The 26,856-nt window shown below is 39.8% G+C and carries 27 protein-coding genes and 5 tRNA genes; 1 reads left to right on the top strand and 31 read right to left on the bottom strand.

The features are described 5' to 3' along the window. Positions 1-7: 7 nt before the first annotated feature. From rpsQ to aroC, 31 genes are all read right to left on the bottom strand, one after another. Positions 8-280: a 30S ribosomal protein S17 gene (gene rpsQ / locus QZT26_RS01555; RefSeq protein WP_099325898.1), complete on the bottom strand. Its 273-nt coding sequence runs from the start codon at positions 278-280 to the stop codon at positions 8-10. 8 nt (positions 281-288) lie between these two features. Next, complete coding sequence (gene rpmC, locus QZT26_RS01550) at positions 289-507, bottom strand: 50S ribosomal protein L29 (RefSeq protein WP_099325897.1); 219 nt, start codon at positions 505-507, stop codon at positions 289-291. Continuing rightward, entirely contained in the window at positions 504-923 is a 420-nt protein-coding gene (gene rplP / locus QZT26_RS01545; RefSeq protein WP_099325896.1) for a 50S ribosomal protein L16, read from the bottom strand. The genes rpmC and rplP overlap by 4 nt, the downstream gene beginning before the upstream one ends. Further along, positions 907-1,566 (bottom strand): 30S ribosomal protein S3, encoded by a 660-nt coding sequence (gene rpsC, locus QZT26_RS01540; RefSeq protein ID WP_099325895.1) that lies wholly within the window; start codon positions 1,564-1,566, stop codon positions 907-909. The genes rplP and rpsC overlap by 17 nt, the downstream gene beginning before the upstream one ends. 17 nt (positions 1,567-1,583) lie before the next feature. Then, the gene (gene rplV, locus QZT26_RS01535) at positions 1,584-1,925 is read right to left on the bottom strand and encodes a 50S ribosomal protein L22 (protein ID WP_099325894.1); all 342 of its coding nucleotides are present in this window, start codon (positions 1,923-1,925) and stop codon (positions 1,584-1,586) included. Positions 1,926-1,998: 73 nt separating this feature from the next. Then, positions 1,999-2,265, bottom strand: a complete 267-nt coding sequence (rpsS, locus tag QZT26_RS01530) for a 30S ribosomal protein S19 (protein WP_099325893.1) — start codon at positions 2,263-2,265, stop codon at positions 1,999-2,001. A 25-nt stretch (positions 2,266-2,290) separates the two neighbouring features. Beyond that, a complete protein-coding gene (gene rplB / locus QZT26_RS01525; protein ID WP_099325892.1) occupies positions 2,291-3,136 on the bottom strand; it encodes a 50S ribosomal protein L2 in 846 nt (281 codons plus the stop codon). Between the two features lie 28 nt (positions 3,137-3,164). Beyond that, a complete protein-coding gene (gene rplW / locus QZT26_RS01520) occupies positions 3,165-3,446 on the bottom strand; it encodes a 50S ribosomal protein L23 (RefSeq protein WP_099325891.1) in 282 nt (93 codons plus the stop codon). 17 nt (positions 3,447-3,463) lie between these two features. Continuing rightward, on the bottom strand, positions 3,464-4,075 hold the full coding sequence (gene rplD, locus QZT26_RS01515; protein ID WP_099325890.1) for a 50S ribosomal protein L4: 612 nt from the start codon (positions 4,073-4,075) through the stop codon (positions 3,464-3,466). Between the two features lie 19 nt (positions 4,076-4,094). Further along, positions 4,095-4,718, bottom strand: a complete 624-nt coding sequence (gene rplC, locus QZT26_RS01510) for a 50S ribosomal protein L3 (protein WP_099325889.1) — start codon at positions 4,716-4,718, stop codon at positions 4,095-4,097. A gap of 37 nt (positions 4,719-4,755) precedes the next feature. Next, entirely contained in the window at positions 4,756-5,064 is a 309-nt protein-coding gene (gene rpsJ, locus QZT26_RS01505) for a 30S ribosomal protein S10 (protein ID WP_099325888.1), read from the bottom strand. 91 nt (positions 5,065-5,155) lie between these two features. Beyond that, positions 5,156-6,358, bottom strand: a complete 1,203-nt coding sequence (tuf, locus tag QZT26_RS01500; RefSeq protein WP_099325887.1) for an elongation factor Tu — start codon at positions 6,356-6,358, stop codon at positions 5,156-5,158. Positions 6,359-6,394: 36 nt separating this feature from the next. Next, positions 6,395-8,452 (bottom strand): elongation factor G, encoded by a 2,058-nt coding sequence (gene fusA / locus QZT26_RS01495; RefSeq protein ID WP_099325886.1) that lies wholly within the window; start codon positions 8,450-8,452, stop codon positions 6,395-6,397. Between the two features lie 21 nt (positions 8,453-8,473). Next, complete coding sequence (rpsG, locus tag QZT26_RS01490; protein WP_099325885.1) at positions 8,474-8,956, bottom strand: 30S ribosomal protein S7; 483 nt, start codon at positions 8,954-8,956, stop codon at positions 8,474-8,476. Positions 8,957-8,981: 25 nt separating this feature from the next. Beyond that, entirely contained in the window at positions 8,982-9,353 is a 372-nt protein-coding gene (gene rpsL / locus QZT26_RS01485) for a 30S ribosomal protein S12 (protein ID WP_099325884.1), read from the bottom strand. 14 nt (positions 9,354-9,367) lie between these two features. Continuing rightward, positions 9,368-13,477, bottom strand: a complete 4,110-nt coding sequence (gene rpoC, locus QZT26_RS01480) for a DNA-directed RNA polymerase subunit beta' (protein WP_099325883.1) — start codon at positions 13,475-13,477, stop codon at positions 9,368-9,370. A gap of 155 nt (positions 13,478-13,632) precedes the next feature. Beyond that, positions 13,633-17,325 carry a DNA-directed RNA polymerase subunit beta gene (gene rpoB / locus QZT26_RS01475; RefSeq protein ID WP_099325882.1) on the bottom strand — a complete coding sequence of 1,231 codons (3,693 nt, stop codon included), beginning with the start codon at positions 17,323-17,325 and terminating at the stop codon, positions 13,633-13,635. 37 nt (positions 17,326-17,362) lie between these two features. Beyond that, positions 17,363-17,767: a 50S ribosomal protein L7/L12 gene (gene rplL / locus QZT26_RS01470; RefSeq protein ID WP_230405785.1), complete on the bottom strand. Its 405-nt coding sequence runs from the start codon at positions 17,765-17,767 to the stop codon at positions 17,363-17,365. A 47-nt stretch (positions 17,768-17,814) separates the two neighbouring features. Further along, complete coding sequence (gene rplJ, locus QZT26_RS01465; protein WP_099325880.1) at positions 17,815-18,342, bottom strand: 50S ribosomal protein L10; 528 nt, start codon at positions 18,340-18,342, stop codon at positions 17,815-17,817. Between the two features lie 35 nt (positions 18,343-18,377). Then, complete coding sequence (gene rplA, locus QZT26_RS01460) at positions 18,378-19,058, bottom strand: 50S ribosomal protein L1 (protein WP_295100151.1); 681 nt, start codon at positions 19,056-19,058, stop codon at positions 18,378-18,380. 46 nt (positions 19,059-19,104) lie between these two features. Next, the gene (gene rplK / locus QZT26_RS01455; RefSeq protein WP_099325878.1) at positions 19,105-19,530 is read right to left on the bottom strand and encodes a 50S ribosomal protein L11; all 426 of its coding nucleotides are present in this window, start codon (positions 19,528-19,530) and stop codon (positions 19,105-19,107) included. A gap of 15 nt (positions 19,531-19,545) precedes the next feature. Continuing rightward, positions 19,546-20,094: a transcription termination/antitermination protein NusG gene (gene nusG, locus QZT26_RS01450; protein ID WP_099325877.1), complete on the bottom strand. Its 549-nt coding sequence runs from the start codon at positions 20,092-20,094 to the stop codon at positions 19,546-19,548. Between the two features lie 130 nt (positions 20,095-20,224). Next, positions 20,225-20,686 (bottom strand): preprotein translocase subunit SecE, encoded by a 462-nt coding sequence (gene secE, locus QZT26_RS01445; protein ID WP_295100147.1) that lies wholly within the window; start codon positions 20,684-20,686, stop codon positions 20,225-20,227. A 44-nt stretch (positions 20,687-20,730) separates the two neighbouring features. Then, a tRNA-Trp gene (locus tag QZT26_RS01440) sits at positions 20,731-20,807 on the bottom strand. Between the two features lie 26 nt (positions 20,808-20,833). Then, positions 20,834-20,983, bottom strand: a complete 150-nt coding sequence (rpmG, locus tag QZT26_RS01435; RefSeq protein WP_099325875.1) for a 50S ribosomal protein L33 — start codon at positions 20,981-20,983, stop codon at positions 20,834-20,836. A gap of 28 nt (positions 20,984-21,011) precedes the next feature. After that, positions 21,012-22,214, bottom strand: a complete 1,203-nt coding sequence (tuf, locus tag QZT26_RS01430; RefSeq protein ID WP_099325887.1) for an elongation factor Tu — start codon at positions 22,212-22,214, stop codon at positions 21,012-21,014. A gap of 143 nt (positions 22,215-22,357) precedes the next feature. After that, positions 22,358-22,432: transfer RNA gene (locus tag QZT26_RS01425), tRNA-Thr, on the bottom strand. Between the two features lie 417 nt (positions 22,433-22,849). Then, positions 22,850-22,920, bottom strand: a tRNA-Gly gene (locus tag QZT26_RS01420). A 715-nt stretch (positions 22,921-23,635) separates the two neighbouring features. Further along, positions 23,636-23,720 (bottom strand) — tRNA-Tyr (locus tag QZT26_RS01415). Between the two features lie 122 nt (positions 23,721-23,842). Beyond that, positions 23,843-23,914: transfer RNA gene (locus QZT26_RS01410), tRNA-Thr, on the bottom strand. Between the two features lie 403 nt (positions 23,915-24,317). Beyond that, positions 24,318-25,463, bottom strand: coding sequence for a chorismate synthase (aroC, locus tag QZT26_RS01405; protein WP_295100143.1), 1,146 nt, complete (start codon positions 25,461-25,463; stop codon positions 24,318-24,320). Positions 25,464-25,576: 113 nt separating this feature from the next. On the opposite strand from aroC, the gene QZT26_RS01400 reads away from it, so the two are divergent. Further along, positions 25,577-26,839: an ABC transporter permease gene (locus tag QZT26_RS01400; RefSeq protein ID WP_295100142.1), complete on the top strand. Its 1,263-nt coding sequence runs from the start codon at positions 25,577-25,579 to the stop codon at positions 26,837-26,839. Positions 26,840-26,856 lie beyond the last annotated feature (17 nt).

The raw sequence follows: 26,856 nt of genomic DNA, 5'->3' as shown, positions 1-26,856 counted from the left end.
CTAATGATCAATCTTTTGCCTTCTCAATAATACGAATAAATCTTGTAAATTTTGTTTTACTAATGGGTCGACATTCGGCTATCTCTACCTTGTCCCCAACATTTGCGCTTTTTTCTTCATCATGAGCTTTGTAAACAGTAGATTTTTTTATATACTTTCCATACTTGGGATGTTTTACAAGGCGCATTATCTCTACAGTTATTGTCTTATTCATTTTTGTCTTTATGACATTCCCAACATACTTTCTTCGCCTACTTCTTTTTTCAGTTGCAGTTTGCATTTTTATAACTACCCTCCTGAAACTAGATTTTTATTAATTCCTAAATCAATCTCCCGCAATACGGTTTTTAGTCGGGCAATTTTCTTTTTGATAAATTTCCGCTGTGCAGTATTACCCGTTTCCCCCGATTGCCATTGAAATTTGAGATTCAAAAGTTCTCTTCTTGTTGACTCTGCTTCTTCTGCAATTTCCAGGCGCGATTTAACTCTTATCTCAGTAATCTTCAAAACGCACGTCTCCTTCGCACTAGTCTGACTTTTACAGGCATTTTATGCGCTATTCTGCAAAAAGTTTCACGAGCTCCCTCTTCATTTACACCGCCGATCTCATACAAAATAGTTCCTGGTCTCACAACAGCAACCCAAAACTCCGGTTCCCCCTTGCCTTTACCCATACGAGTTTCAATTGGTGTTGACGTCACTGACTTATGAGGAAATATCCTTATCGTAAGCTTGCTTTCTTTTGGCATACTATGTGCTGCAGAAATTCTTCCTGCTTCAATTTGTTGAGCCGTGATCCATCCAGGCTCCAAAGCTTGTAAGCCAAATTCTCCAAAAGATACAGCGTTTCCTCGTGTGGCATTTCCTTTAATTTTTCCACGCTGCGATTTCCTGAACTTTACCCTCTTAGGCATTAACCTCATTTGCATCCTCCCCTTTTGAACTTGTAAGACCCTTATACAACCATACCTTAACGCCAATTACACCGTAAGTAGTTTTAGCTTCGGCAAAACCATAATCTATGTCCGCTCTGAGGGTGTGTAACGGAACACTTCCGTGAGTAATCTTCTCTGTCCTCGCAATCTCTGCGCCACCTAACCTTCCCGAAACCTGAATTCTCATACCTTTAACACCTGCATTAAGTGATGCCTCCATCGCTTTTTTCATAGCCCTTCGAAAAGAAGCGCGTCTTTCCAATTGCTCTGCCACATTTTCGCTTACTAGCTGCGCATAAGTTTCGGGTTTATTTATTTCTTTTATCTTTACAACAACAACACGTCCAATATATTTCTGTAATTCATCTTTAAGCTTATCGACTTCCGCACCCTTCCTGCCAATTATTAGTCCAGGGCGCGCGGTATGAAGAGTTATCTTAGCCTCTTGCCGGGTTCTTTCTATTTCAACAAATGGTATTCCGCCAAAACCATAATTTTTTTTAATTAGCTTGCGTATCTTGAAATCCTCAACTAGCAAAGAACCAAAAGATTTCTTGTCAGCATACCAGACAGATTTCCACCCTTGCGTTATTCCCAGCCGAAAACCAATTGGACAAACCTTCTGTCCCATTTCTTCTCCTTATCTTTTTATCTTTTAGCCTTTTCAGCCAAAACGACTGTAATATGACTTGTACGTTTTAAAATTCTCGAGGACATCCCTCGAGGTCTTGGACGAAACCACTTCCTGCTTGGACCACCATCAACTAAGGCATGTTTAACATACAACGCTTCAACATCCGCAGAGACATTCTCGTTTGCCGCAGCTAACGCAGCCCTGATGACTTTATCTATCATGTAAGATGCACGCTTATGCGTCAGTCTCAAAGTTCTCAAAGCGTCATTAACTGATTTTCCTCTAATAAGATCAATAACATAACGAGCCTTTCTCGGTGAGATTTTTGCGTACCTATGACATGATCTATAATCCATCAACCGTTACCTTTCGATACAAAATTTAATTTCTTGTAAAGCTTTATATCAACATTGGTTTATGCACTGCCTACTATTTCTTTTTGCCACTATGAGACCGAAAAGTTCTTGTAAGCGAAAACTCACCTAACTTATGCCCTACCATATCATCGGTAACAAATAGCTTATTAAATACTTTACCATTGTGAATCATAAAGGTGTGTGACACAAATTCAGGTATTATGGTGCAGCTTCTTGCCCAAGTACGTAAAGATTCATGCACACCTGATTCTTTTTGCTTCATTACTTTTTCTAACAACTTCTTATCAACATATGGTCCTTTTTTTATAGAGCGACTCATCAAATCTCCTAATATCTTTCAAAATTTACAAATTACCTCTAGCCCCAACTTTCCTTCTTCTAATTATAAATCTGCTACTTACAGCTCTCTTTTTCCTTGTTTTTCCACCCTTAGCAAGCAAGCCAGTCTTTGAGCAAGGGTGCCTACCACCCCCGCTTCTTCCTTCACCACCTCCCATCGGATGTGCTACGGGATTTTTTGCAACTCCTCTTACGTGAGGCCTTCTCCCTTTCCATCTATTTCTACCTGCTTTTCCTAAACGTATATTACTATGATCAGTATTACCCAGTTGTCCAATTGTGGCCCTGCAACTACCGTGAACTTTCCGGACTTCACCAGAGGGGAGTGTTATGTGAGCATATCCACCTTCTTTTGCCAGCAATCTTGCAACACTACCTGCAGACCGAACTATCTTACCTCCTTGCCCAGCACGCAACTCAATATTGTGCAGATCCATACCCAAAGGTATATTGTTAAGTGGCATAGTATTGCCAATGTCAGGATCTACCTTTTCACCCGATTTCACAAACTGACCGACCTTCAATTTCTCTGGAGCCAAAATGTATCTTTTTTCTCCATCGACATAATTAAGTAAAGCAATACGAGCGGATCTATTAGGATCATACTCAATACTGGCAACCTTTGCTGGAATACCATCCTTTCTCCGCTTAAAATCAATATTTCTATATTGTCTCCTACTGCCTCCACCAACATTCCCAGCCGTAATTTTCCCTTCAGAATTTCTACCACCGGTTTTTTTAAGAGGCCGAATCAAAGATCTTTCCGGCTTTGTTTTCGTTATTTCTGAAAAATCTGAAACACTGGCAAATCTTCTTCCCGGAGTTACGGGTTTGTAATATATAATACCCATAAGAACTTTTTACCTCAAAGTTAAAACTTTAATAACCGAAATCAATTGTATGCCCTTCTTTTAAAGCTACAATAGCCTTTTTTAATTCTCTTGTTTTACCCATTATAAATTTAACCCTTCTTCTCTTGCTCTTTTTTATCAAGGTCCTCACACCGTTTACTTTAACACCAAAAATGCCCTCAATTGCATTTTTTATTTGAATTTTGTTCGCTTTTAAGTCTACATCGAAATGATAGGAATTCGTTTTCTCACCATCTGAAACGCTCTTTTCAGTTCTTAGCGGACCCTTAATAACATCGTATTTATCCATATAATTTAGTCCCCTACCTAACGCAAACTACTCAGTGCTTGTTTGGTTATTAATATTTTTTTTGGCTTAAGAATCTCATATGCATTTAAATCATGACACTCCATCATTCTTACATAAGGAATATTTCTCGAAGATTTCAAAAGAGATTCTGTGGCTTTTGATATTACAATCAAACTACTTATCCCCACCATTCCAAAAGATTTTAGTAACGAAACCATATGTTTTGTTTTCGGAGAAGCAAAATCTAATTTATCCACTACCACGACTTCGTTATCTTTGATCTTAGACGACAGTGCGGAAAAAAGAGCCCGCTTTTTTGCCATTTTCGGAATAGAATAAGAGTAATCCCTTGGTTTTGGCCCAAATGCAACACCGCCACCCCTCCAGATGGGAGACCTACTGCTTCCAGCCCTCGCCTTACCTGTGTGCTTTTGTGCCCACGGTTTTTTACCGCCCCCAGAAACCTCCGCCCTTGTTTTCGTCGAAACCGTCCCCTGTCTTTTATTTGCCTCATACATTTTTACCACATCCCTTAAAAGTTTATAGCGCACAGGAGAATCGGATATGCTGTCAGGAACCTGCATATTTTCTATCTTTTTTCCTTCATCATTGTATACTATTATTTCCATACTTCCTCTTACCCTAAAATTATACAATTTTTTTTATTATTAGATAACTACCTTTATACCCAGGAACAGCTCCCTTAACAAAAAGCATATTTTTTTCCTTATCAACTTTGACAACATCAAGATTCTTAATTGTAACACGCTCCCTACCAAGCTGTCCCGGCATCTTTTTCCCACGAATGACTCTTCCTGGATCGGTCCCAGCACCAACAGAGCCAACAGAACGATGCCTCGTAGACCCATGCGTTTGCGGACCTCCCTTCATACCCCACCTTTTCATAACACCGGCAAAGCCTTTTCCTTTTGATATACCTATAACATCAACCAATTTGACATCTTCGAATATATCCAATGTGACCGCCTGCCCAAGATGGATATCAGAAACAGTATCCAGTTTCACCTCTTTAACAAACCGGCCTGGAAGCAAAGACGCTTTAGCAGCATGTCCAATTTCTGGCCTCTTTGCTCTTTTTATTTTTTTATCTTTATACCCAAGCTGCACAGCAGAATACCCATCATTCCCCAACGTTTTTACTTGCAACACATTACAAGGCCCCGCCTTTATCAACGTGACAGGAACCAACGCCCCCTCACCAGTATAAATTTGGGTCATTCCTACCTTCTCACCTAATAAACTATTTAACATTTCAATCAAACCTTACGCTATTAAATTTCTATAAAAGTTATGCTTTTATCTTGATCTCTATACCAGCGGGCATGTTAATCCGATTCAACGCATCCATCGTTTTCGCCGTAGGCTCCAAAATATCAATCAACCTCTTATGAGTCCTTACCTCAAACTGCTCTCTAGACCTTTTATCAATATGCGGAGATCTTAGGACGGTGTATCTTTCTATGCGAGTCGGCAGGGGAACAGGACCAAACACTTTTGCACCAGTACGCTTTGCCGTTTCAACGATTTCCAGCGCCGATTGGTCTAATATTCTATAGTCATATGCTTCCATTCGTATTCTAATTTTCTGATCCAACACTTCTATGCTCCCAAAAAAGCCCAAACCTACAAAAAACTCAGGTTCACGAGGATATCATATATTTACAAAAAATCAACTTAATAATTATAATTTATTCAACAATTTTTGTAACGACACCTGCACCCACCGTCTTCCCACCTTCCCGAATTGCAAACCGCAGCCCCTCATCCATAGCTATCGGCGTTACCAATGCTACATTGATCTTCACGTTATCCCCAGGCATCACCATCTCCGCACCGCCTGTCAAAGTTACCACCCCGGTCACGTCAGTCGTCCTAAAATAAAACTGTGGTCTATATCCATTAAAAAAGGGAGTATGCCTTCCTCCCTCTTCCTTAGTCAATATATACACCTCCGCTTCGTATTTAGTATGCGGCGTTATACTGCCGGGTTTCGCTAACACCTGACCACGCTCCAGATCATTCTTCTCTACCCCCCGCAGCAACAATCCCAGGTTATCCCCTGCCTGCCCCTCATCCAACGTTTTATTAAACATTTCCACACCAGTAACCACAGACTTCTTTATATCCGGCTTAATCCCAACAACATCTACTTCATCTCCTACCTTCACTCTACCCTTCTCAACCCTGCCTGTTCCAACTGTACCACGCCCTTTTATGCTAAACACATCTTCCACGGACATCAAAAACGGCTTATCTATTTCCCTTATAGGATCGGGGAGGTAAGCATCCACCGCATCCATTAGTTTCAATATCGGTCCACAACTCGCACATTCCGCGCCTCCACATCCACACTGTGCCGCCTTCAGCGCAGAACCCTTCACTACAGGTATCTCATCCCCAGGAAAATCATATTTACTCAATAGCTCCCTTATTTCCATCTCTACAAGTTCCAACAGCTCCTGATCCTCTAACATATCCACCTTATTCAGGAACACCACAATCCTGGGAACTCCCACCTGCCTTGACAACAATATATGCTCGCGGGTCTGCGGCATCGGACCATCCGGCGCACTTACAACCAATATCGCTCCATCCATCTGCGCCGCACCTGTTATCATATTCTTTACATAATCTGCATGTCCAGGACAGTCCACATGCGCGTAATGCCTCTTCTTCGTCTCATACTCCACATGCGATATCGCTATCGTTATACCTCGTTCGCGCTCTTCAGGAGCCTTGTCAATTGAATCAAACGGCCTATCCTTCGCCAACCCCTGCTTCGACAATACATGCGTTATTACTGACGTCAGCGTTGTCTTACCATGATCCACATGCCCTATCGTACCTATGTTTAAATGCGGCTTTGTTCGCTGAAATACTTCTTTAGCCATTAATTTAAACCTCCAATATTTTGATTTATGAATACGTTATGTAACATTGCCAACAGATTTTGCAGGCGCCGGTCTGTACTCTAAAGGTTCCATAGTAAAAGTGCCTCTTCCTTGAGTAATGGAACGTAATGTCGTTGAATAACCAAACATTTCAGCAAGGGGGACTTCACCTTTAATAATCCTTATATTTCCCTTGGTTATCATTTCCAATATATTTGCTCTGCGACTATGAACTTCTCCTATCACATCACCCATGTATTGTTCCGGAACTGTTATTTCAATAGACATTATTGGTTCCAGCAATATGGAATTCGCCATTTCAACACCTTTTCTAAAAGCAATACATGCAGCAGTGTAAAAAGCTAGATCAGAAGAATCTACAGGATGCGTAGAACCATCTATCAACGTTACTTTGATATCAATCAATGGCGGACCGCCTGCAACACCAGTTACCGCAGTATCACGAATACCTTTTTCTACAGATCTCACATATTGCCTTGGGATTTTACCACCGACTATTGCATCAACAAAAGTTACCGGTTCATCACCTTCTTTAAATGGCTCCACAGTTATCCATACATGACCATATTGTCCATGTCCGCCAGTCTGTTGAACAAATTTTCCTTCCACCTCAACTTTTTTCCTAATCGTCTCACGATATGATACCTTTGGCGCACCAACATTTGCGTCCACATTATACTCGCTCAACATCCTGTTTTTAATTACTTCCAAATGCAACTCTCCCATTCCGGAAATAATCATTTGACCGGTTTCCTTGTCCAAGTGCATCCTGAAGGTAGGGTCTTCTTTCGCCAGCTTCGTTAGCACCATCCCCAGTTTTTCTTTTTCTTTATCTGATTTCGGCTCTATCGCCATTGAAATGACCGTATCCGGAAATTCCATCTTTTCTAAAATTATAGGATTGTCCAGATCACAAAGCGTATCGCCGGTAACTGTATCTTTGAGGCCAATCACAGCGCAAATTTCACCGGCTATTACCTCGTTAGTTTGCTCCCTATTTGCCGCATGCATTTTATATATACGGCTAACCAGCTCTTTTTTATCTTTTCCCGAATTTAACACCCTCGTTCCGGAAGTTAACTTTCCAGAATAAACCCGTATAAAAGTCAAATCGCCATGTTTATCAGAAGCAATTTTAAAAGCCAACGCACAAAACGGTTCTTCCACAAACGGTTTTCTGGAAATTTCTTTATTAGTTTTTGGATCAATACCAACAATGGCCTCTTTATCCACTGGCGATGGCAAATAATCGCATACCGCATCAAGTAAAAGTTGCACGCCTTTTTTCTTAAATGACGATCCACACAATACCGGAACAAACTTTAAATTTATCGTCCCTTCACGAATAGCCTTCTTTATTTCTTCTGTTGTGATTTCTTTCCCGTCTAAAAACTTTTCTGTAAGCCAATCAGTGTGATTGGCCAAGGCTTCAATCAACTTTTCTCGTTCTTCTTCTGCCTTTTTTTGGTATTCTGCAGGAATCTCTTCATCAGAGAAATTCATACCCGTTTTATCTTCTTCGTCTGAATATATCCTGGCTTTCATACGAACTATATCAATTAATCCTCTAAAATTCGACTCATTGCCAATTGGTACTTGTATGGGAACTGCCGTAAATCCAAGCCTTTCGTTAATTTCGTCAACAACCTTATAATAATCTGCACCTACCCGATCCATTTTGTTTACAAAACAAATTCTTGGCACTTTATATCTATCCGCTTGCCGCCATACAGTCTCCGACTGCGCCTCTACCCCTCCAACACCGCAAAAAACGCACACTGCGCCGTCCAAAACTCTAAGAGATCGCTCCACTTCCATAGTAAAATCGACGTGCCCCGGAGTATCAATCAGGTTAATCTGATAATCTTTCCAACTACATGTAGTGGCAGCCGCAGTAATAGTAATGCCTCGTTTTTGCTCTTCTTCCATCCAGTCCATGGTAGCAGTGCCTTCATGAACCTCACCCATTTTATAAGATTTTCCAGTATAATATAGTATACGTTCTGATGTAGTTGTTTTTCCAGCATCGATATGTGCAGCAATTCCAATGTTTCTTAATTTTTCAAACTTCATCTTTTTTTAATCCACCCTCAATTAAAACTTTGACCATGCAAAATGTGCAAACGCCTTATTAGCTTCTGCCATTTTATGCGTGTTTTCTCTTTTTGTTATTGATATGCCTTGTTTTTTGTATGCGTCCATCAACTCATCTGCCAAGCGTTGGAACATAGGACGTCCTTTTTTGCTTTTAGCAGCTTCTATTATCCACCGTATCGTCAAAGCTATCTGTCTTTGTCTCGGGACTTCAACAGGTACTTGATATGTGGCACCTCCCACACGCTTCGACCGAACCTCGACCAAAGGCTTAACATTATTTACTGCTGTTTCAAAAAGTTCAATAGGAGCTACATCAGATACTTTTTTTTCTATCAGATCCATAGCACCGTAAAATATCTTTTCTGCCGTACTCTTCTTTCCCTTTTTCATAAGGCAGTTGATAAATTTTGTTATTAACTTACTTTTATATTTTGCATCCGGTTGTAAAAATTTCTCAGTACTTCTATACGCAAGAGCCATCTATTAAATTCTCCAAAATTAAGACCTATTTAGGGGTTTTTGCGCCATATTTAGATCTGGATCGTTTTCGGCCATTTACGCCGGCACAATCCAATGTTCCACGGACTATGTGATATTTAACACCTGGAAGGTCTCTCACCCTTCCTCCCCTCACCAATACGATTGAATGTTCTTGTAAATTATGACCTTCGCCTGGAATGTAAGCACTTATCTCCCTGCCATTTGACAACCTCACCCTCGCAGCTTTTCTCAAAGCTGAATTTGGTTTCTTCGGAGTTCTCGTCATTACTTGAAGGCAGACACCCTTTTTTTGAGAACATTTTTCTAAATCTGGGCTTTTACTTTTATTTTTTGTTTTCTTTCGACCTTTTCTTATTAATTGATTTATTGTAGGCATATCTCCCCCACTATTTATAATGTTGGCTCTAATAACTCTTCTTTTTGCTTGCTTGCTTCCTTGATTGCAACCTCATCTGTAGAAATTGCATAAAGTGTATTGTACGACTTATATCCGGTACCGGCGGGCACCAAATGACCAAGAATTACATTTTCCTTTAATCCTACCAAATTATCAACTTTTCCTTCAAGCGCAGCTCTAGTCAATACTTTTGTTGTCTCCTGGAAAGAAGCTGCAGATATAAAACTATCCGCCTGCAGAGATGCTCTCGTAATACCCAGCAATAAAGGTTTTGCAGTTGACGGTTTTCCGCCCATATCTTTTATCTTCTTATTTTCTTCTCTGAATTTAAATTTATCCATGATTTGTCCCGGAAGAAGATTGGTATCCCCAGCATCCTCTATTTTTACCTTCCTAAGCATTTGACCAATTATTATTTCAATATGTTTATCGTCAATCGGTACGTTTTGAGACCGATAAACATTTTGAACTTCTTTTAACATGTAAGTCTGCAATTCTTCCTCGCCACGTATTCTCAAAATATCTTGCAAAACCAACGGCCCTTCTACAAGTGGGTCTCCAGCTTTAACAAGATCACCCCTATGTACCTTTAAATGTTTACCTCTTGGTACAAGGTGTTCACTCTCCATACCACCTTCTCCTCTGACAATAATAGTTCGCTTACCGCGCCTTTTTTCCCCCAACTCCACGACCCCTTCTATTTCACTCATAACTGCAGGGTCTTTTGGCTTTCGTGCCTCACAAATTTCGGCGACTCGCGGTAGTCCACCAGTTATATCTTCCGTCCTGGAAATCTCTCTCGGTGTTTTCGCAAGCAACGTACCCGGAGTAATCTTCTCTCCCTCCTCAACCTCCAGATGAGCCTTTTCAGGTATTGGATACAACCCTGAAATCTTACCATTCTCATCCTCTATAATTATTTGAGGGTGCAAATCACCCTTATGTTCCATAATTACTTTACGTTTAAATCCGGTGGATGCATCGGATTCTTCTCTGACAGTTTTGCCTATTTCAATATCTTCAAAACGAATAGACCCTGACATTTCCGCTAATATAGGAACCATGTGTGGGTCCCAGCGGGTCAGTGTTTGGCGAACAGCAACACTATCGCCTTCTTTAACTAAAACTTCCGCACCAAGCACCACCGAATGTTTTTCGATTTGTCTTTCTTTTGCATCTATAATTAATATTTCGCCTTTTGAGTTAATAGCAACATTTTTTTCCTGTGGATTTTTAACAACATTCAAATTATGGTACTTAATTTTGCCCGAACGTTTTGCTTTTGTCTCAGAAGCTTCTACCGAACGAGTAGCAGTACCACCGATATGGAAAGTTTTCATTGTTAGCTGGGTACCAGGCTCACCAATTGACTGAGCTGCAATTATCCCTACGGCCATACCTTCCTCAACGAGTCCTCCCCTTGATAGATCCATTCCATAGCATTTCGAACAAAGCCCCAGAGACATTTCACACGTAAATGGAGACCTTACTTTTATTTTTTCGTATCCTAAAGCCTCGATCTTTTTGGCTTTTTCTTCGGTAATTAAATCGTTTTCTCTGATAATTACTTCGTCTTTAACTAAATCTACAATATTGTTTCTTGCAACCCTTCCAGTTATAGTCTTACTTAGAGGAACCTCCACTTTTTCCCCCCTGTAAACTACACTTTTTGTAATGCCGTTCTTGGTACCACAATCTAAAGAAGTAATCACTACATTCTGAGCAACATCCGCCAGTTTCCTTGTTAAGTATCCAGAATCCGCAGTCTTTAACGCTGTATCCGCTAACCCTTTTCTAGCACCATGAGTAGAACTAAAATACTCTAACACTCCTAAACCCTCTCTAAAATTTGCCTTTATAGGGGTTTCTATGATTTTTCCCGAGGGCTTCGCCATTAAACCACGCATTCCAGCGAGCTGTCTCAACTGCTGTGAACTTCCTCTTGCCCCTGAAGCAGACATCAGATAGACAGGGTTCAAATAAGGTATACCGCCTCTTGTATCATTTTTAAGAGCACCCATCATTTCTTCGGCTATTTTTTCGCCGGTGTATGTCCATGCATCTATAATTTGATTGTAGCGCTCTCCTTCCGTAATAACACCTTTTTTGTATAACTTCTGTATCTTTTCTATTTCCAACTGTGTTTTATCGATTATTTCACTTTTTTTCTCAGGCATCTTAACATCACTTATTGAAAATGATAACCCAGCCTTAGTGCATTCTTTAAATCCAATTTCTTTTACATCATCCAATAAAGTAATGGTCTTCTCTCTTCCGAGCATTTTATAACAATCCTGAATTATCCTGCTTATTCCCTTTTGATCTAAAGGATAATTGTAAAAAGGAATTCCTTCAGGTAATACACTATTAAATACAACACGCCCAGCAGTCGTTTCGCACAAGCCGCAAACTGGTTCTTCTTTTACTAAGCGATCGTTAACAACAGTGACCTGTTTTAATTTTATCTCAATCTTGTCGTGTAGGTGTAATTTATTTACAGACAGGGCATATATTACCTCTTCATTACCACTAAATCTTTTTAGTTTTTGCACCGCCTCATTCTGTATGCTGGCGGTTAAATAATAACATCCTAATACAATATCCTGTGATGGCACAATAATTGGCTCTCCTGAAGCGGGAGAAAAGATGTTATTTGTAGACAACATAAGAGTAATTGCCTCCGTCTGTGCTTCAATGGACAACGGCAAATGAACCGCCATTTGGTCACCATCGAAATCAGCATTAAACCCTCGGCAAACCAGTGGATGTAGCTTTATTGCATTACCTTCCACAAGTATAGGCTCAAACGCTTGTATACCCATTCTATGAAGTGTGGGAGCTCTATTAAGCAACACTGGTCTCCGCTTTACCACTTCTTCTAGAATATCCCAAACTTCTTTGTCCTTTCTACTCAGCATCTTTTTTGCACTTTTAATTGTATCCGCATATCCAAACTCTCTTAATCTTCTTATTATGAATGGTTGAAATAGTTCTAGCGCTATTTTCTTTGGCAACCCACACTGATGCAATTTCAGCTCAGGTCCCACAACAATCACAGAACGTGCAGAATAATCCACACGTTTACCAAGTAAATTCTCTCTAAATCGGCCTTGTTTCCCCTTTATCATATCAGTAAGAGACTTCAATGGCCTATTGTTGCTTCCAAGAACTGGACGTTTCCCCCTCGTATTATCAAATAAAGCATCAACCGCTTGTTGAAGCATTCTTTTTTCGTTTCTTATAATAACTTCGGGGGCATTAAGGTCTATCAGCTTCTTAAGTCGATTATTTCTGTTAATAATTCTTCTATATAAATCATTCAGGTCTGATGAAGCGAAATTGCCGCTTTCCAACAACACCAATGGTCTCAGGTCTGGCGGAATAACAGGAATCGCACTCAAAACCATCCATTCGGGTTTGTTGTCCGAATCCCGAAAAGCTTCTACAATTTCTAACCTTTTTATTATTTCTTTGGCACGTTGTTTTGAACGGGTACGGCCAAGTTCCTCGCGCAGTTCATTAGACAACACAACTAAATCAATTTTTTGCAATAACATTCGTATTGCCTCAGCACCCATCGCTGCCACAAAAGACTCTTCACCAAATTTTTCTTTAGTTGTTTTATATTCTTCTTCGCTAAGCACCTGATATTCTTTGAGTGTTGTACTGCCAGGGTCTATAACCACATAACCCTGGAAATAAATGATTCTTTCCAGCGACGTAGTTTTCATTCCCAAAAGAGTACCCAAACGTGAGGGCATTGCCTTAAAAAACCAAATATGAACGATAGGTGCTGCTAAATTTATATGGCCCATCCTCCTTCTTCTCACACGTGAATGGGTCAATTTCACACCACATCTATCACAAACAATTCCTTTATGTTTAATGCCCTTATATTTACCGCAAAAACACTCCCAATTACGTTCCGGGCCAAAAATACGCTCGCAAAATAAACCATCCTTCTCTGCCCTATATGTACGGTAGTTTATAGTTTCAGGTTTCTTAACTTCGCCATAAGACCAACCGCGGATATCTTCCGGAGAAGACAGCGATATTTTAACCGAACTATACTCATTTATTCTTTCGTAAATTATTTCTGCCATATAATAATCTCAAAGAGTCCGCACAAATCTAAATATTACGCGCAGCACTTCAAGCTCTTTTTTATAAAAATTCTAATGTAATATCTCGAACCCTTAATATTACTTATATAAACTCACAGTTTTCAAACTAATATCCAAATATTCATCATAAAATGCTATACTTTTAAAATATCCATCTTTTTCTTTTCTAACTTTAGATTTAATCCCAACCCCGCTATTTCATTTGAAAGCACCTCAAAGGATGCTGGGGTGCCAGCCTCCAATGTGTTTTCACCCTTAACCATGGATTCGTAAATCTTCGTCCTTCCTTCTACATCGTCACTTTTCACAGTAAGCAACTCTTGCAAATTATGTGCAGCACCATAAGCCTCCAACGCCCATACTTCCATTTCACCAAATCTCTGCCCACCAAACCTAGCCTTTCCGCCCAGAGGTTGTTGAGTAATCAGCGAATATGGACCTGTCGCTCTTGCATGTACTTTTTCATCAACCAGATGGTGAAGCTTTAGCATATACATATAACCCACAGCAACTTTTTGCCCAAAAGATTCTCCAGTACGTCCATCATACAACACTGCCTTTCCATCTTCCGGCAACTTTGCTTCTTTCAGTGTCTCGCGTATCTCTTCCTCTAAAGCACCTTCAAAAATGGGCGTAATTGCCCTAAAACCTAGCTTTTTAGCTGCCCATCCCAGGTGGGTCTCCAGAATTTGTCCGACATTCATTCTGGATGGCACGCCCAATGGGTTCAGTAGCATCTCTACCCTGGTTCCATCTGCCAAAAAGGGCATATCTTCTTCAGGAAGTATCTTGGAAATAACTCCTTTGTTACCATGCCTGCCGGCCATTTTATCACCAACGGAAAGCTTTCTCTTCGTTGCAATGGAAACCTTCGCTAGTTCCAAAACCCCTGTCGGCAATTCATCTCCGCGCTTCAACTGGTTTATTTTCCCATCTCTTTCTTCTTTTAACTCCTCCATTTTTCTTTTGTATTCCTGTGAAATTTCAAGTGCCAGTTCCTTTTTCTTCTTACTACTAAATGCGATATTTTCAATATTAAAATGATCTTCCATTGCAAGTATCGTTTTTTCAGACATAGCTCTCTCTGTTTTGTAAACCTGACCGGTTTGAATATCTACAAGAGCTTCTTCAATCTCTGCATTTATAGCTTTTAACATCTTTGCAAATTCTTTAGCAATAGTCTCATTATACTTTGACTCTATCTCGCTTACCTCACCCAATATTTTCTGTCTTTTTTCTTCTGAAATATACGACTTTCTTGAAAATACTTGCGTATTTATAATAATACCTTCCATGCCGGACGGAACTTCCAGCGATTCATTTTTAACATCTTCACCAGCACGTCCAAATATTGCATGTAACAGTTTTTCTTCAGGCGAAAGTTCACTCCTGCTCTTGGGCGCTATCTTCCCTACCAAGATATCTCCGGGTTTCACCTTTGTTCCAACCCGAATTATTCCATTTTCATCCAAATTTCTTAGTGCTTTTTCTGAAACATTTGGAATATCGCGAGTAAATTCTTCTCTACCCAACTTTGTTTCACGTATTTCCACCTCAAATTCATCTCTGTGTATAGAAGTGAATCGATCATCTTTTAACAAGGCCTCACTTATCACCATAGCGTCTTCAAAATTGTATCCATCCCATGTCATAAACGCTACTAATACATTTTTACCTAAACTAAGTTCACCATTATGTGTAGCCGCCCCGTCAGCGATGACCTCTCCTTTTTTGATTTTTTGCCCTTCGGTGACTATAGGCTTCTGATTTAGACAAGTACCTTCGTTTAACCCAACAAACTTTCTTAGTTTATAAATTTCATTGTTATCAATTACGATTTCATTTGATGATACCTTTGTAACAGTTCCATTCTTTTCCGATTGAACAGTCATGCTTGAGTTTTTGGCGACTACCCGTTCCATGCCCGTTGCGATAATAGGAGGTTCTGTCTTCAGCAGAGGAACAGCTTGTCTCTGCATATTCGACCCCATCAGCGCTCTATTCGCATCACTATGTTCCAGAAATGGTATTAAACTTGCGGAAACACCAACCATTTGTTTAGGAGAAACATCCATATAATTTACATCTTTGAAAGCCGTGTGCTTAAAGTCGCCATCGTGTCTGCATAGCACTTCCGTCTTACCCAGCGTATCTTTAGTACTGATTAAAATATCTGCCGGCGCTATCAAACGACCCTCTTCCTCGTCTGCCCGTAAATATATTATATTTTTAGAAGGTTTTCCTTTTTCTATTAGACGATATGGTGTAATCAAAAAACCGTACTCATCGATTGTTGCGTATATACTTAAAGAAGCTATCAAACCAATGTTTGTACCTTCTGGCGTTTCTATCGGGCACACCCTCCCATAGTGAGAAACATGTACATCTCTCACCTCAAACCCAGCCCTCTTTCTATTCAAGCCGCCAGGTCCCAACGCACTTAACCTTCTTTCATGAGTTAGCTGTGCCAACGGATTTGTTTGGTCTAAAACCTGCGAAAGTTCACTTCGGCTAAAAAAATAATCGATCGCTGAAAATATGGTTTTCGAATTTACCAAAGAACGCGGTGTTAATTGTTCTGTCTCTTTTACACTTAACCTTTCCTGTATGGTTCTTCTTAACTTTAAAAACCCCTTTCTCAACTCTTCACCAACAAGCTCATCTATCGTCCGAAGTCTCCTGTTGCCTAAATTATCTATATCGTCAATTGATGCCCCAGGGGTACCTTTCCTCAACTTCATCAAATACCTAATAGCTTCTACAAAATCCTCTTTTTGCAAAGTCATTTTAGATGAATCGACATCATGACCCATCTTCCTATTTAATCTAAATCTGCCTACAGGCCCCAACCTATATCTTTTTTCATCAAAAAATTTATCATAAAATAACTGCCTTGCCTTTTCCACTTGCTGTGGGTTGCCTGGTCTGAATCTTGCGTAAATTTTCAACAATGCATCTTCATGAGACTTTGTAAAATCTGACTCCAGAGAATTTAATATTAAGTTGTCTTCTACTTTTTTGATCACATCTACTTTCTTTATTTCCAGGTCTGTGATTGCCTTAACCGTTGAATCAGAAAACTGACGACCCGCGTCCAGCAAAATTTCCCCAGTTTCAGGATTAACAACCTGCTCTGCAGTAAACCTACCTCTCAACTTTGCAGCCACATCATAATCAGCGATTTTCACCGTTTCTACTTCATGAAACAACCGAATAATATCCTCATCATTTGCGTATTCTGCGGATAACGCCCTGAGAAAACAAGTAGCGGGTAATTTTCCACTCTGATCAATCCTGACAGTAAGTACATCCTTCTTACCCACCTCCAACTCAATCCAACTTCCCCGCTCAGGAATTATTCGGCAAGAATGTAATCTTTTTTCTGCGTAAAATTCTTCTATAAAATCTACCCCTGGCGAACGATGTAATTGAGCAACAATCACCCGTTCTGTACCATTAATAATAAATTCTCCGCCACCGATAACAACAGGAATCTCACCCAGATAAACCTCTTCTTCTATAGGTTCATCTTTATCCAAACGCAACCAGACGCGAAAAGGACGCCCGTATGTCAATCGCAACTGGCGACATTCGTCTTGTGAATAACGAGGTTTTCCTAACTCATATTTAACATAATTTAAAGTTATGTTGCCATCGTAGTTGCTGACAGGAAATATCTCTCTCAATATAGCCTCAATACCAACATTTTTCCTCTTCGATGCTGGAATATCCAACTGCAAAAAGTCCATATATGCTTTCGTTTGAATCTGTGTAAGATTTTGAAGCTCTATTACTTCATCTACTTTACTGTAGTTTCGTATTTCCATAAATTCCCAGAACTTTAAAAGTTGGCAAAAAAACTGTTTATTTTATTTCTACTTTGGCACCAGCTTCTTCTAATGTTTTTCTAATTTTGTCAGCGTCTTCCTTCGTCACCCCTTCTTTAACAGCCTTAGGCGCACCCTCTACAAGATCTTTCGCCTCTTTGAGGCCTAAATTTGTTTCCGCTCGAACCGCCTTAATTACTTGAATTTTGTTAGCTCCCACCTCTTTTAGAATTACATCAAAAGATGTCTTCTCTTCTTCTACGGCAGCCCCGGCTCCAGCCATAGGCATACCAACAGGCATTGCGGCTACTGCAGATGCGGAAACACCAAATTTCTTTTCGAATGCTTTTACTAATTCAGATGCCTCCAACAGTGTCATTCCCGATACTATATCTAGTACCTGCGCTATTTTCCCGGTTACATCGACTTCTTTTTCTTCCATTATTTGAGTCATTTTACACCTCCTAACTTTCAGAAACCATATACAAATTACCCATTACTTTCTTCTTTTTGTGTTTTTATCTCTTGAAATATAGTTGCTAAACTGCGCAATATACTGTTAAAAGCGGTTGCCACCCCGACTATCGGAGCATTTATACTAAATACTATTTGGGATCTAAGCACTGGCAAGGAAGGAAGCTTCGCCAAACTCTTGATAGAATCAATTGACAGTGCCTCTCCCTCAAAAAACCCACCCTGCAACGTAAAAAATGGCAAATCTTCAGAGTATTTAACTGTTTCTTTTGCCATTAATACCGGATCATCCCCGCCACTTATGATAGCAGAAGGACCATTTAGCAAACCAACTATTGCCGTCTTGCCTATTTTCTTAAACGCAACCGCTGCAAGAGAATTTTTAACAACCTCCATAAGTATCTTCTTCTGCCATAATTCATTTCGCAACTGATTAAACTGCAAAGCAGTGATACCTCTATAACCAACTACCAGATAGCTACTCTTATCATCATAACGAGAAATCAGTTCTTTTATTGTAAGTTCTTTTAATTCATTTGGCATTGTTCTGTCTATTCCCTTAGCTACACATTTTAAAATTAAATTTGCAACATTACGCCAGGACTCATCGTCGAAGAAAGTGAAACCTTCTCTATATACATCCCTTTTGCAGCCGATGGACGCAAGTTCAATATATGTTTAATAAATGTGTTTATATTGTCGGCAAGATCTGCAACGGAAAACGACAGCTTTCCAGCAATTGCATGAACATTTCCACCAGCATCATTTCTAAACTCAATTTTACCTGCTTTAAACTCCCTAACAGCTGTTTCTACATCGTCGATTACAGTTCCCGACTTGGGAGACGGCATTTTACCCTGAGGACCTAACACTTTACCTAATTTACCAACTATTCTCATCATATCCGGAGTAGAAATTGCGACGTCAAAATCCCCCCATCCCCCCTCAACCTTTTTCACCAGATCTTCAGCACCAACCTCTTCAGCTCCTGCATCTTTCGCAATAGTTGCTTTTTCTCCAACGGCAAAAACTATCACCTTTAAACTTTTGCCAATACCCTTCGGCAAAGATATAGCACCTCTAACAAGCTGGTCTGATTGTTTTGCATCGATACCCAACTTAATTACGACTTCGACACTTTCATCGAACTTTGCAGTCTTAAAAGATTTAAGATGTTTTAAGGCATCCTCTAATTCGTATTTTTTGTTTATATCTATATGTTTTAAAGATTCTAAATATCTTTTACTTCTTTTTAGCATTTTATAAATCCTTCTGATTAAACACAACTTCTCCCATTTTCATACACTAATCCACAATTTTAAGCCCCATAGTATGAGCAGTTCCTTCTATTATCCTCATTGCACTTTCTAAATTACTAACATTTAAATCTGCCAACTTTCTAGCTGCTATTTCCCTGATTTGTTGTTTGTTAACTTGCCCAACCTTCTGCCGATTTGGCTCTGGCGAACCTTTAACAATACCTGCGGATTGTTTTAATAGCACAGAAGCAGGCGGAGACTTAATTATAAAGGTAAACGTTTTATCTTTAAAAACAGTAATCTCTGCAGGAGTTAAAATTCCCTGCAAATCTTTCGTTTTATCGTTAAACTGCTTCACAAATTGCCCGATATTTACTCCATGCTGCCCAAGTGCCGGACCAACCGGAGGTGCAGGGGTTGCCTGCCCTGCCGGACACTGCAACTTGATTTTAGCCAAAATCTCCTTTGCCATTACATTCTCCTACCTTTAAATTGACTCTACTTGCCAATATTCTAATTCAACTGGCGTTGCCCTTCCGAACACGGTAAGCATAACCTTAACGCGGCCACTCGCAGGCAAAACCTCTTCAACTATTCCATCATAATTCTCAAACGGTCCTTCTTTTATTCGTACCTTCTCGCCTTCATTAAATTCGATCTTTGCACGCGGCCTTTCTTCTTTCTGATCCAGATCAGAAAGAAGTTTTTCAACCTCATATTTGGTCATAGGCACAGGCTTACTCTGGCCGCCAATAAATTCCCCTGTGCCTGAAGTTTCGCGAATCGTAAACCAAACTTCCTTTGGAATTTGACCTTTTTCGTCTACCTCAATCTCTACCATTATGTATCCTGGATATATTTTGCGGTCAGATACCCTCTTCTTACCACCCTTAACCTCAGAAATTTTCTCACTCGGCACCAGTACATTTGTAATCAGGCTCTCCATACCCTGTGCTCTTATACGCTCTACTAAATTGTCCCTGACTTTATCTTCTCTATTGCTTTGCACACGCAAAACAAACCATTCCTTTGGCATCTATTTATAAACCTATAAAAACCTAAAAATTTCACGTCTAAAATTCAATGCGATTGCATCGCGTATAATCAAGGAATGAGTAAAATGCGCCGAAAAACCCATCAAAAGTACGTCAATCAGCACACAGGCTTTATAGTACTCCAATATACTCCATGAAGAAGGAGACGACCCAGTCTACACCTAATATAAAAAATCCTATGATTACCACAGATATAACCACAACAATCGTGGAGCCAACCAACTCATATCTTGTAGGCCATGATACTTTCTGAAGTTCATTTTGAGTTTCAACTAAAAATTCTACTGCTTTTTTTCCGCCTTCATCAATAGGCCTCAGCCCGGTTTTAAAGCCAGCAACCAAGATACAAATCAGATACCCCAGAAAAACAAAAAGCGCAACCGAACAAATTAATCCCCATGTAAGCTCAATATCTACAAGGGGAACCCTCGCATTTTCAAATATATTTGGCAATCCTATCAAGACATTGTACAACGAAATGGAAGCAAACAACGCTAGCAACCCTAACGCAATACCAACAACTATCCTGCTATAAGATCCTTGGCCCTTCTTATGAATAACAAACAATGACATTAGCTTATCTTATTACTCTTGATCTAAGATTGAAAATAATTAAATGGCAGGTCTGGAGGGATTCGAACCCCCAACACCCGGATTTGGAGTCCAGTGCTCTACCAATTAGAGCTACAGACCTTTAGTTACACCCAAACACACAGAAAACTACTTTTTATATTCTTTGTGGAACACATGCCTTCCACAGTTCTTACAAAATTTCTTCAATTCCAACTTTTCCGCCTGCTTTGCCTTTTTAGGCGTTCTGTAGTTCCTGTTGGAACATTCACGACAAACCAGGGTAATATACTCTCGCATCAACAAACCCTCAAAACCACATTATAATTTATTCAACAATTTTTGTAACGACACCTGCACCCACCGTCTTCCCACCTTCCCGAATTGCAAACCGCAGCCCCTCATCCATAGCTATCGGCGTTACCAATGCTACATTGATCTTCACGTTATCCCCAGGCATCACCATCTCCGCACCGCCTGTCAAAGTTACCACCCCGGTCACGTCAGTCGTCCTAAAATAAAACTGTGGTCTATATCCATTAAAAAAGGGAGTATGCCTTCCTCCCTCTTCCTTAGTCAATATATACACCTCCGCTTCGTATTTAGTATGCGGCGTTATACTGCCGGGTTTCGCTAACACCTGACCACGCTCCAGATCATTCTTCTCTACCCCCCGCAGCAACAATCCCAGGTTATCCCCTGCCTGCCCCTCATCCAACGTTTTATTAAACATTTCCACACCAGTAACCACAGACTTCTTTATATCCGGCTTAATCCCAACAACATCTACTTCATCTCCTACCTTCACTCTACCCTTCTCAACCCTGCCTGTTCCAACTGTACCACGCCCTTTTATGCTAAACACATCTTCCACGGACATCAAAAACGGCTTATCTATTTCCCTTATAGGATCGGGGAGGTAAGCATCCACCGCATCCATTAGTTTCAATATCGGTCCACAACTCGCACATTCCGCGCCTCCACATCCACACTGTGCCGCCTTCAGCGCAGAACCCTTCACTACAGGTATCTCATCCCCAGGAAAATCATATTTACTCAATAGCTCCCTTATTTCCATCTCTACAAGTTCCAACAGCTCCTGATCCTCTAACATATCCACCTTATTCAGGAACACCACAATCCTGGGAACTCCCACCTGCCTTGACAACAATATATGCTCGCGGGTCTGCGGCATCGGACCATCCGGCGCACTTACAACCAATATCGCTCCATCCATCTGCGCCGCACCTGTTATCATATTCTTTACATAATCTGCATGTCCAGGACAGTCCACATGCGCGTAATGCCTCTTCTTCGTCTCATACTCCACATGCGATATCGCTATCGTTATACCTCGTTCGCGCTCTTCAGGAGCCTTGTCAATTGAATCAAACGGCCTATCCTTCGCCAACCCCTGCTTCGACAATACATGCGTTATTACTGACGTCAGCGTTGTCTTACCATGATCCACATGCCCTATCGTACCTATGTTTAAATGCGGCTTTGTTCGCTGAAATACTTCTTTAGCCATGCGCTACCCCTTTTATCTTAATATTTTCACCATTATATAATTGCCCAAAATATATTTCCTTAAAAACTCCCACTACACATATCCACAAACTAGCAAAGACCACGACACTGCATATCAAACGCAAGCGCTGCCTGCATTTTATCTGGAGCTGCTGATGGGATTTGAACCCATGACCTCGTCCTTACCAAGGACGTGCTCCACCACTGAGCTACAGCAGCAATTGCTCATTATTCAACAAAACTATAGATACCGTTATATTTAAACTATACATACTTTTTCAAAAAAGCCAGAATTTATCAAATATAACAAAAAAAATATAAATGTCAAACAAAATAAGCCGAAACCCACAAATTATCTAAGCAATCCAAAATTAAGTAATATCAAAACATCAATTGCATCCAAATTGTTCGGCAAAAATACTTCCGTCTGAAATGATTTACATTGATTAGGAAATATTGCAAAAGTAAAACTTTTTACATTTTAAACCCTTGCATACTTAAACATGGCAAGATTAAACTTAGTGCCGCTGAAGAATTACAACATACATTAATAATGCAACGTATACGATATTATACGTACCATGTTGAACGAAAGACTTTCTCGATAATTATAAAATTTTATACGAATTTTTCAAAAGCGGGCGATGGGAATCGAACCCACATGACTAGCTTGGAAGGCTAGGGCTCTACCATTGAGCTACGCCCGCAAACAAAGCATCATTTATGACATTTTTTCAAAAGACATCAAAAACCAAGATAGTTTGCGAAACCTAGATATTATTCAAAAAAAACGAATATTTTGCTGTCAAGCCAATATGGCAATATGTTCCAGAAGAACCTCTTTTTAGTTTCCCTCCCCAACAACCCCAAGAAAATGTCTGTCCGTCAATAAAAAAAGGTTCGCAGACAATTCAGCGATAACTATTCAGCGTAATTTATTAAACTACCGGAGATCAGAGCGCAACTCGTTCCCAAACAGATACTTCACTATGTTCAGTACAAGGTTTGGGAACGAGCCGTGTATCGTTTATGCTGAATAGTTACATTTATTAAGACTATGCAAAAACTCAAAATGATATTGCGTGATTACTTTGCTGACTAAAATTTTTAACTTTTGGAAGGTCATTCAGAAATCATCTATTGCTACACCTTTAAATATACTCAAGAAGTTCACAAAATGTGATTTCAGAAATGCTATAACTATTTATGTTAACAAAAGTTAAATCTAATCTAGAAATCTCTATTTGTGAACCCCTACAATATAGCATACAAACTACGTCACTATTTAAAATTTCAATACCAAAGAGAGAAATGCAAACAGCAAGATTTTGTTTTCCGTTCCAGAGAGACCTCGTAATTGTTTTCCTGTTTTTGTTCTGGTAAGTGGCATTGTTTTAGTTTTCTTCAGACATAAATATAAGATGGTGGGTGGAGGAGGATTCGAACCTCCGAAGGCTATGCCAACAGATTTACAGTCTGTCCCCTTTGGCCACTCGGGTATCCACCCTTTTGCTGTCGAACATCTTACTTTAATGTTTTTCCAAACAAAATTCATTCGGCACAGATTATACGTCCAATAACCTTAATTACAATAAAATCTTTTAGTTATTAAAAAATAATAAATTACAAAGCTAGCGGTGGGACTCGAACCCACAACCTGCGGTTTACAAAACCGCTGCTCCGCCATTGAGCTACGCTAGCACAGCGAAATTTCGATGATATCAAAACATTAACATTATTCAAGCAAAATTTATACTTATGCCAATTTGTTTTAAAAGTTTTTAATAATTTTTTACTAAATGAGGTAGATGTCCAAATGATAAATAGTTTTGTCAAAAAAACGCAGCAGAAAATATTTTGAAAATCATACATCAGGCAGGACATGAACTTAAGACGTTTCAATACTTTTGCGCCCACAAAAGACAAGCGACCCTGAACCCTTTGCAAAAATACAACGGGGCAAAAAGGCACTTTTGCAATAAAACATCTGCAATGTCAGCGATTCCTTCGTTTCAACATCAATGCTTTTCCCACACCCATGTTTCAACGAGAACTCGTCGATAACTATTTTAAAGTCAACGCTAAATGACTTTTTAAAAACATGTTATTGTAAGATATTTTCAATATAGCTTTCGTAATTTCTTTTCATTTCACCAATGCTATCGCCTCCAAACTTCTCCGTAAAAGCCCTGGCTATTTCAAAAGCTATCATTGCTTCACAAACAACAGACGCGGCAGGAACCGCACAAATATCTGATCTCTCATATGAAGCGGCTACCGGTTCCTTTGTCAGTAAATCAACAGACCTTAAAGACTTTTTTAATGTTGGGATAGGTTTCATATACGCCCTCACAACAATAGGCTCTCCGTTGCTTATCCCACCTTCTATCCCCCCCGCATTATTTGTCCTCCTTTCAAAACCTCCGGTTAATGTCTTTTTTTGCTTCGGATACCCATAAAATATTTCATCATGCGCTTCCGATCCAAATTTGCTTGCAATGTCAAAACCAGTACCGATTTCAACCGCTTTAATCGCCTGAACAGACATAATTGCAAAAGCAAGTCTTGCATCCAATTTCAAATCCCACTGCGTATGATTCCCAATCCCGATTGGTAAACCATTTGCCACCACCTCTATTATTCCGCCAAGTGAGTCACTCATTTCAACCGCCCGTTTTATCTTTTCAACAATTTTACTTTCGATTTCACGATCAATGCAATATATTGCGCTATCATCACGGATTTTGACCGCCGTCTCTATAGTATCTTCTAATTGTTTTTCAGAATTGATTCCTCCGATACCTTTGACATAACCAAAAACCTTTATCCCAAAATACGAAAGCAATATTTTACACACAGCGCCAACTGCTACCCTTGCGGCAGTTTCCCTTGCGCTCGCACGCTCCAATATATTCCTTGCATCTTTATGTCCATATTTTATTACGCCTGCCAAATCCACATGACCAGGGCGCGGTCGTGTAACAACTGGAAGCGCATCAATCTTATAATCGCTGTTTTTTATCATTAAACAAATAGGGCTGCCCAACGTGATATTATTTCTTACCCCTGAAAGAATTTCCACACAATCTGCTTCTATTTTCATTCTTCCACCTCTGCCAACGCCTCCTTGTCTGCGCCTTAATTCTCTATCTATCAATTCTTTATCAAGAAAAATACCCGCCGGGAAACCTTCCAAAACAGAAACCATGCATTTTCCATGAGATTCTCCTGCTGTTTTAAAATATAACATTCAACGCCTCCGGTAATGATAAATTATTAATTGCTTAATGCAATTTAATTGTGCTAGAATTTCAGGATTATATACATAATCATTTTAAATAACAATTCGAATTCAAAGTTATAATGTACAAATTCTTTATTACCCTCCGTTATTTACGCAGCAGGAAAATTTCTTTTTTTGCAGTAGCCGGTGTTGCAGTAGGCGTTATGACATTAATTGTTGTCCTTTCTGTTATGAATGGGTTCGATCAGGAATTACGTAGCAGAATAAGAGGAACGTTAACACACATTATCATTACAAAAGGAGGCATGTATGGCCTTGAAAATTATACACAGGTGATGGAGAAAGTAAAAGCAACCGAACATGTATCTTCCTGTGCTCCCTTTGTCGAAGGGCCTGCTCTTATAAAAATACGTGGAAGAAAGGAATTTGTATATTTTAAAGGAATTAATCCCGTTGAAGAGGCAACCGTTGGCGATTTTAAGGCTTTTTTATCCCCTTTCAGGAAAGAACCTGAAGATTTACAAAAAACTCATGGAGAAAACCAAACCGCTAGCGCATTTTGTGGTATAGAACTACTGAGGGTTAGTCCGGGTGACCCGGAAACAGACCCAATAAGTTTTGTGCAGGAAGGCGAGCAAATAGTGCTGGTTACGTTAAAAAACTGGGACAAAATCAGTGTAAAAGCATTTGTTATTGAAGGAACATTTAAATCGGGAATGTACGATTACGACAAGAATTATGTGTATATTCCTCTTGCTGCTGCACAAGAATTGACGGGTACAAAAGAAAGGGACGCCGTATCCGGAATAAGCGTAAAACTTCATGATTACCGCTATGCAAATGAAGTGCGTGACAAGTTGCAATCTTCATTGGGCTTTGAATATTATGTGCAAACATGGGAGGATGCCAGGAGGACATTTTTGACCGCTGTAATGCTAGAAAGGCGTGTAATGGCATTTATACTCTTTTTTATCATCGTTGTTGCAGGCTTTAATATATTGGCAATTCTGACGATGATTGTATTGGAAAAATCCAAAGACATTGGCATACTAAAAGCATTAGGAGCTACCACACAAGGTATTATGTCCATTTTTCTATTGAACGGACTATTCATTGGCAGCATTGGATCCTGCGTGGGAGCTGCTATAGGATTTTCCGTTGTCTTGCGTATTAATTGGCTGGAAAGCATATTATATAATATGACAGGCTGGAGGCCATTCCCACCTGAAGTATATTACTTTGACCAGATACCTACTGTCATCAAACCGGCAAGCATTATGATTACTATATTCATCGCAATACTCAGCAGTGTGATTTTTAGTATATATCCCGCTATAAGGGCGGCAAGGCTTGATCCCGTTGAAACCCTGCGGTATGAATAACTTACTCAAAAGAAATC

This window comes from uncultured Candidatus Kuenenia sp., from assembly GCF_900696675.1.
Taxonomy (GTDB): domain Bacteria; phylum Planctomycetota; class Brocadiia; order Brocadiales; family Brocadiaceae; genus Kuenenia; species Kuenenia stuttgartiensis_A.
The sequence above is the reverse complement of the archived record's forward strand: the minus strand, read 5'-3'. Positions and strand labels throughout refer to the sequence as shown.

Coding starts and splice junctions, on each gene's coding strand:
- rpsQ (WP_099325898.1), bottom strand. CDS start 280: ATGCAAACTGCAACTGAAAAAAGAAGTAGGCGAAGAAAGTATGTTGGG.
- rplP (WP_099325896.1), bottom strand. CDS start 923: ATGAGGTTAATGCCTAAGAGGGTAAAGTTCAGGAAATCGCAGCGTGGA.
- rpsC (WP_099325895.1), bottom strand. CDS start 1,566: ATGGGACAGAAGGTTTGTCCAATTGGTTTTCGGCTGGGAATAACGCAA.
- rplV (WP_099325894.1), bottom strand. CDS start 1,925: ATGGATTATAGATCATGTCATAGGTACGCAAAAATCTCACCGAGAAAG.
- rpsS (WP_099325893.1), bottom strand. CDS start 2,265: ATGAGTCGCTCTATAAAAAAAGGACCATATGTTGATAAGAAGTTGTTA.
- rplB (WP_099325892.1), bottom strand. CDS start 3,136: ATGGGTATTATATATTACAAACCCGTAACTCCGGGAAGAAGATTTGCC.
- rplW (WP_099325891.1), bottom strand. CDS start 3,446: ATGGATAAATACGATGTTATTAAGGGTCCGCTAAGAACTGAAAAGAGC.
- rplD (WP_099325890.1), bottom strand. CDS start 4,075: ATGGAAATAATAGTATACAATGATGAAGGAAAAAAGATAGAAAATATG.
- rplC (WP_099325889.1), bottom strand. CDS start 4,718: ATGTTAAATAGTTTATTAGGTGAGAAGGTAGGAATGACCCAAATTTAT.
- tuf (WP_099325887.1), bottom strand. CDS start 6,358: ATGGCTAAAGAAGTATTTCAGCGAACAAAGCCGCATTTAAACATAGGT.
- fusA (WP_099325886.1), bottom strand. CDS start 8,452: ATGAAGTTTGAAAAATTAAGAAACATTGGAATTGCTGCACATATCGAT.
- rpsG (WP_099325885.1), bottom strand. CDS start 8,956: ATGGCTCTTGCGTATAGAAGTACTGAGAAATTTTTACAACCGGATGCA.
- rpsL (WP_099325884.1), bottom strand. CDS start 9,353: ATGCCTACAATAAATCAATTAATAAGAAAAGGTCGAAAGAAAACAAAA.
- rpoC (WP_099325883.1), bottom strand. CDS start 13,477: ATGGCAGAAATAATTTACGAAAGAATAAATGAGTATAGTTCGGTTAAA.
- rpoB (WP_099325882.1), bottom strand. CDS start 17,325: ATGGAAATACGAAACTACAGTAAAGTAGATGAAGTAATAGAGCTTCAA.
- rplL (WP_230405785.1), bottom strand. CDS start 17,767: ATGGAAGAAAAAGAAGTCGATGTAACCGGGAAAATAGCGCAGGTACTA.
- rplJ (WP_099325880.1), bottom strand. CDS start 18,342: ATGCCAAATGAATTAAAAGAACTTACAATAAAAGAACTGATTTCTCGT.
- rplA (WP_295100151.1), bottom strand. CDS start 19,058: ATGCTAAAAAGAAGTAAAAGATATTTAGAATCTTTAAAACATATAGAT.
- rplK (WP_099325878.1), bottom strand. CDS start 19,530: ATGGCAAAGGAGATTTTGGCTAAAATCAAGTTGCAGTGTCCGGCAGGG.
- nusG (WP_099325877.1), bottom strand. CDS start 20,094: ATGCCAAAGGAATGGTTTGTTTTGCGTGTGCAAAGCAATAGAGAAGAT.
- secE (WP_295100147.1), bottom strand. CDS start 20,686: ATGTCATTGTTTGTTATTCATAAGAAGGGCCAAGGATCTTATAGCAGG.
- rpmG (WP_099325875.1), bottom strand. CDS start 20,983: ATGCGAGAGTATATTACCCTGGTTTGTCGTGAATGTTCCAACAGGAAC.
- tuf (WP_099325887.1), bottom strand. CDS start 22,214: ATGGCTAAAGAAGTATTTCAGCGAACAAAGCCGCATTTAAACATAGGT.
- aroC (WP_295100143.1), bottom strand. CDS start 25,463: ATGTTATATTTTAAAACAGCAGGAGAATCTCATGGAAAATGCATGGTT.
- QZT26_RS01400 (WP_295100142.1), top strand. CDS start 25,577: ATGTACAAATTCTTTATTACCCTCCGTTATTTACGCAGCAGGAAAATT.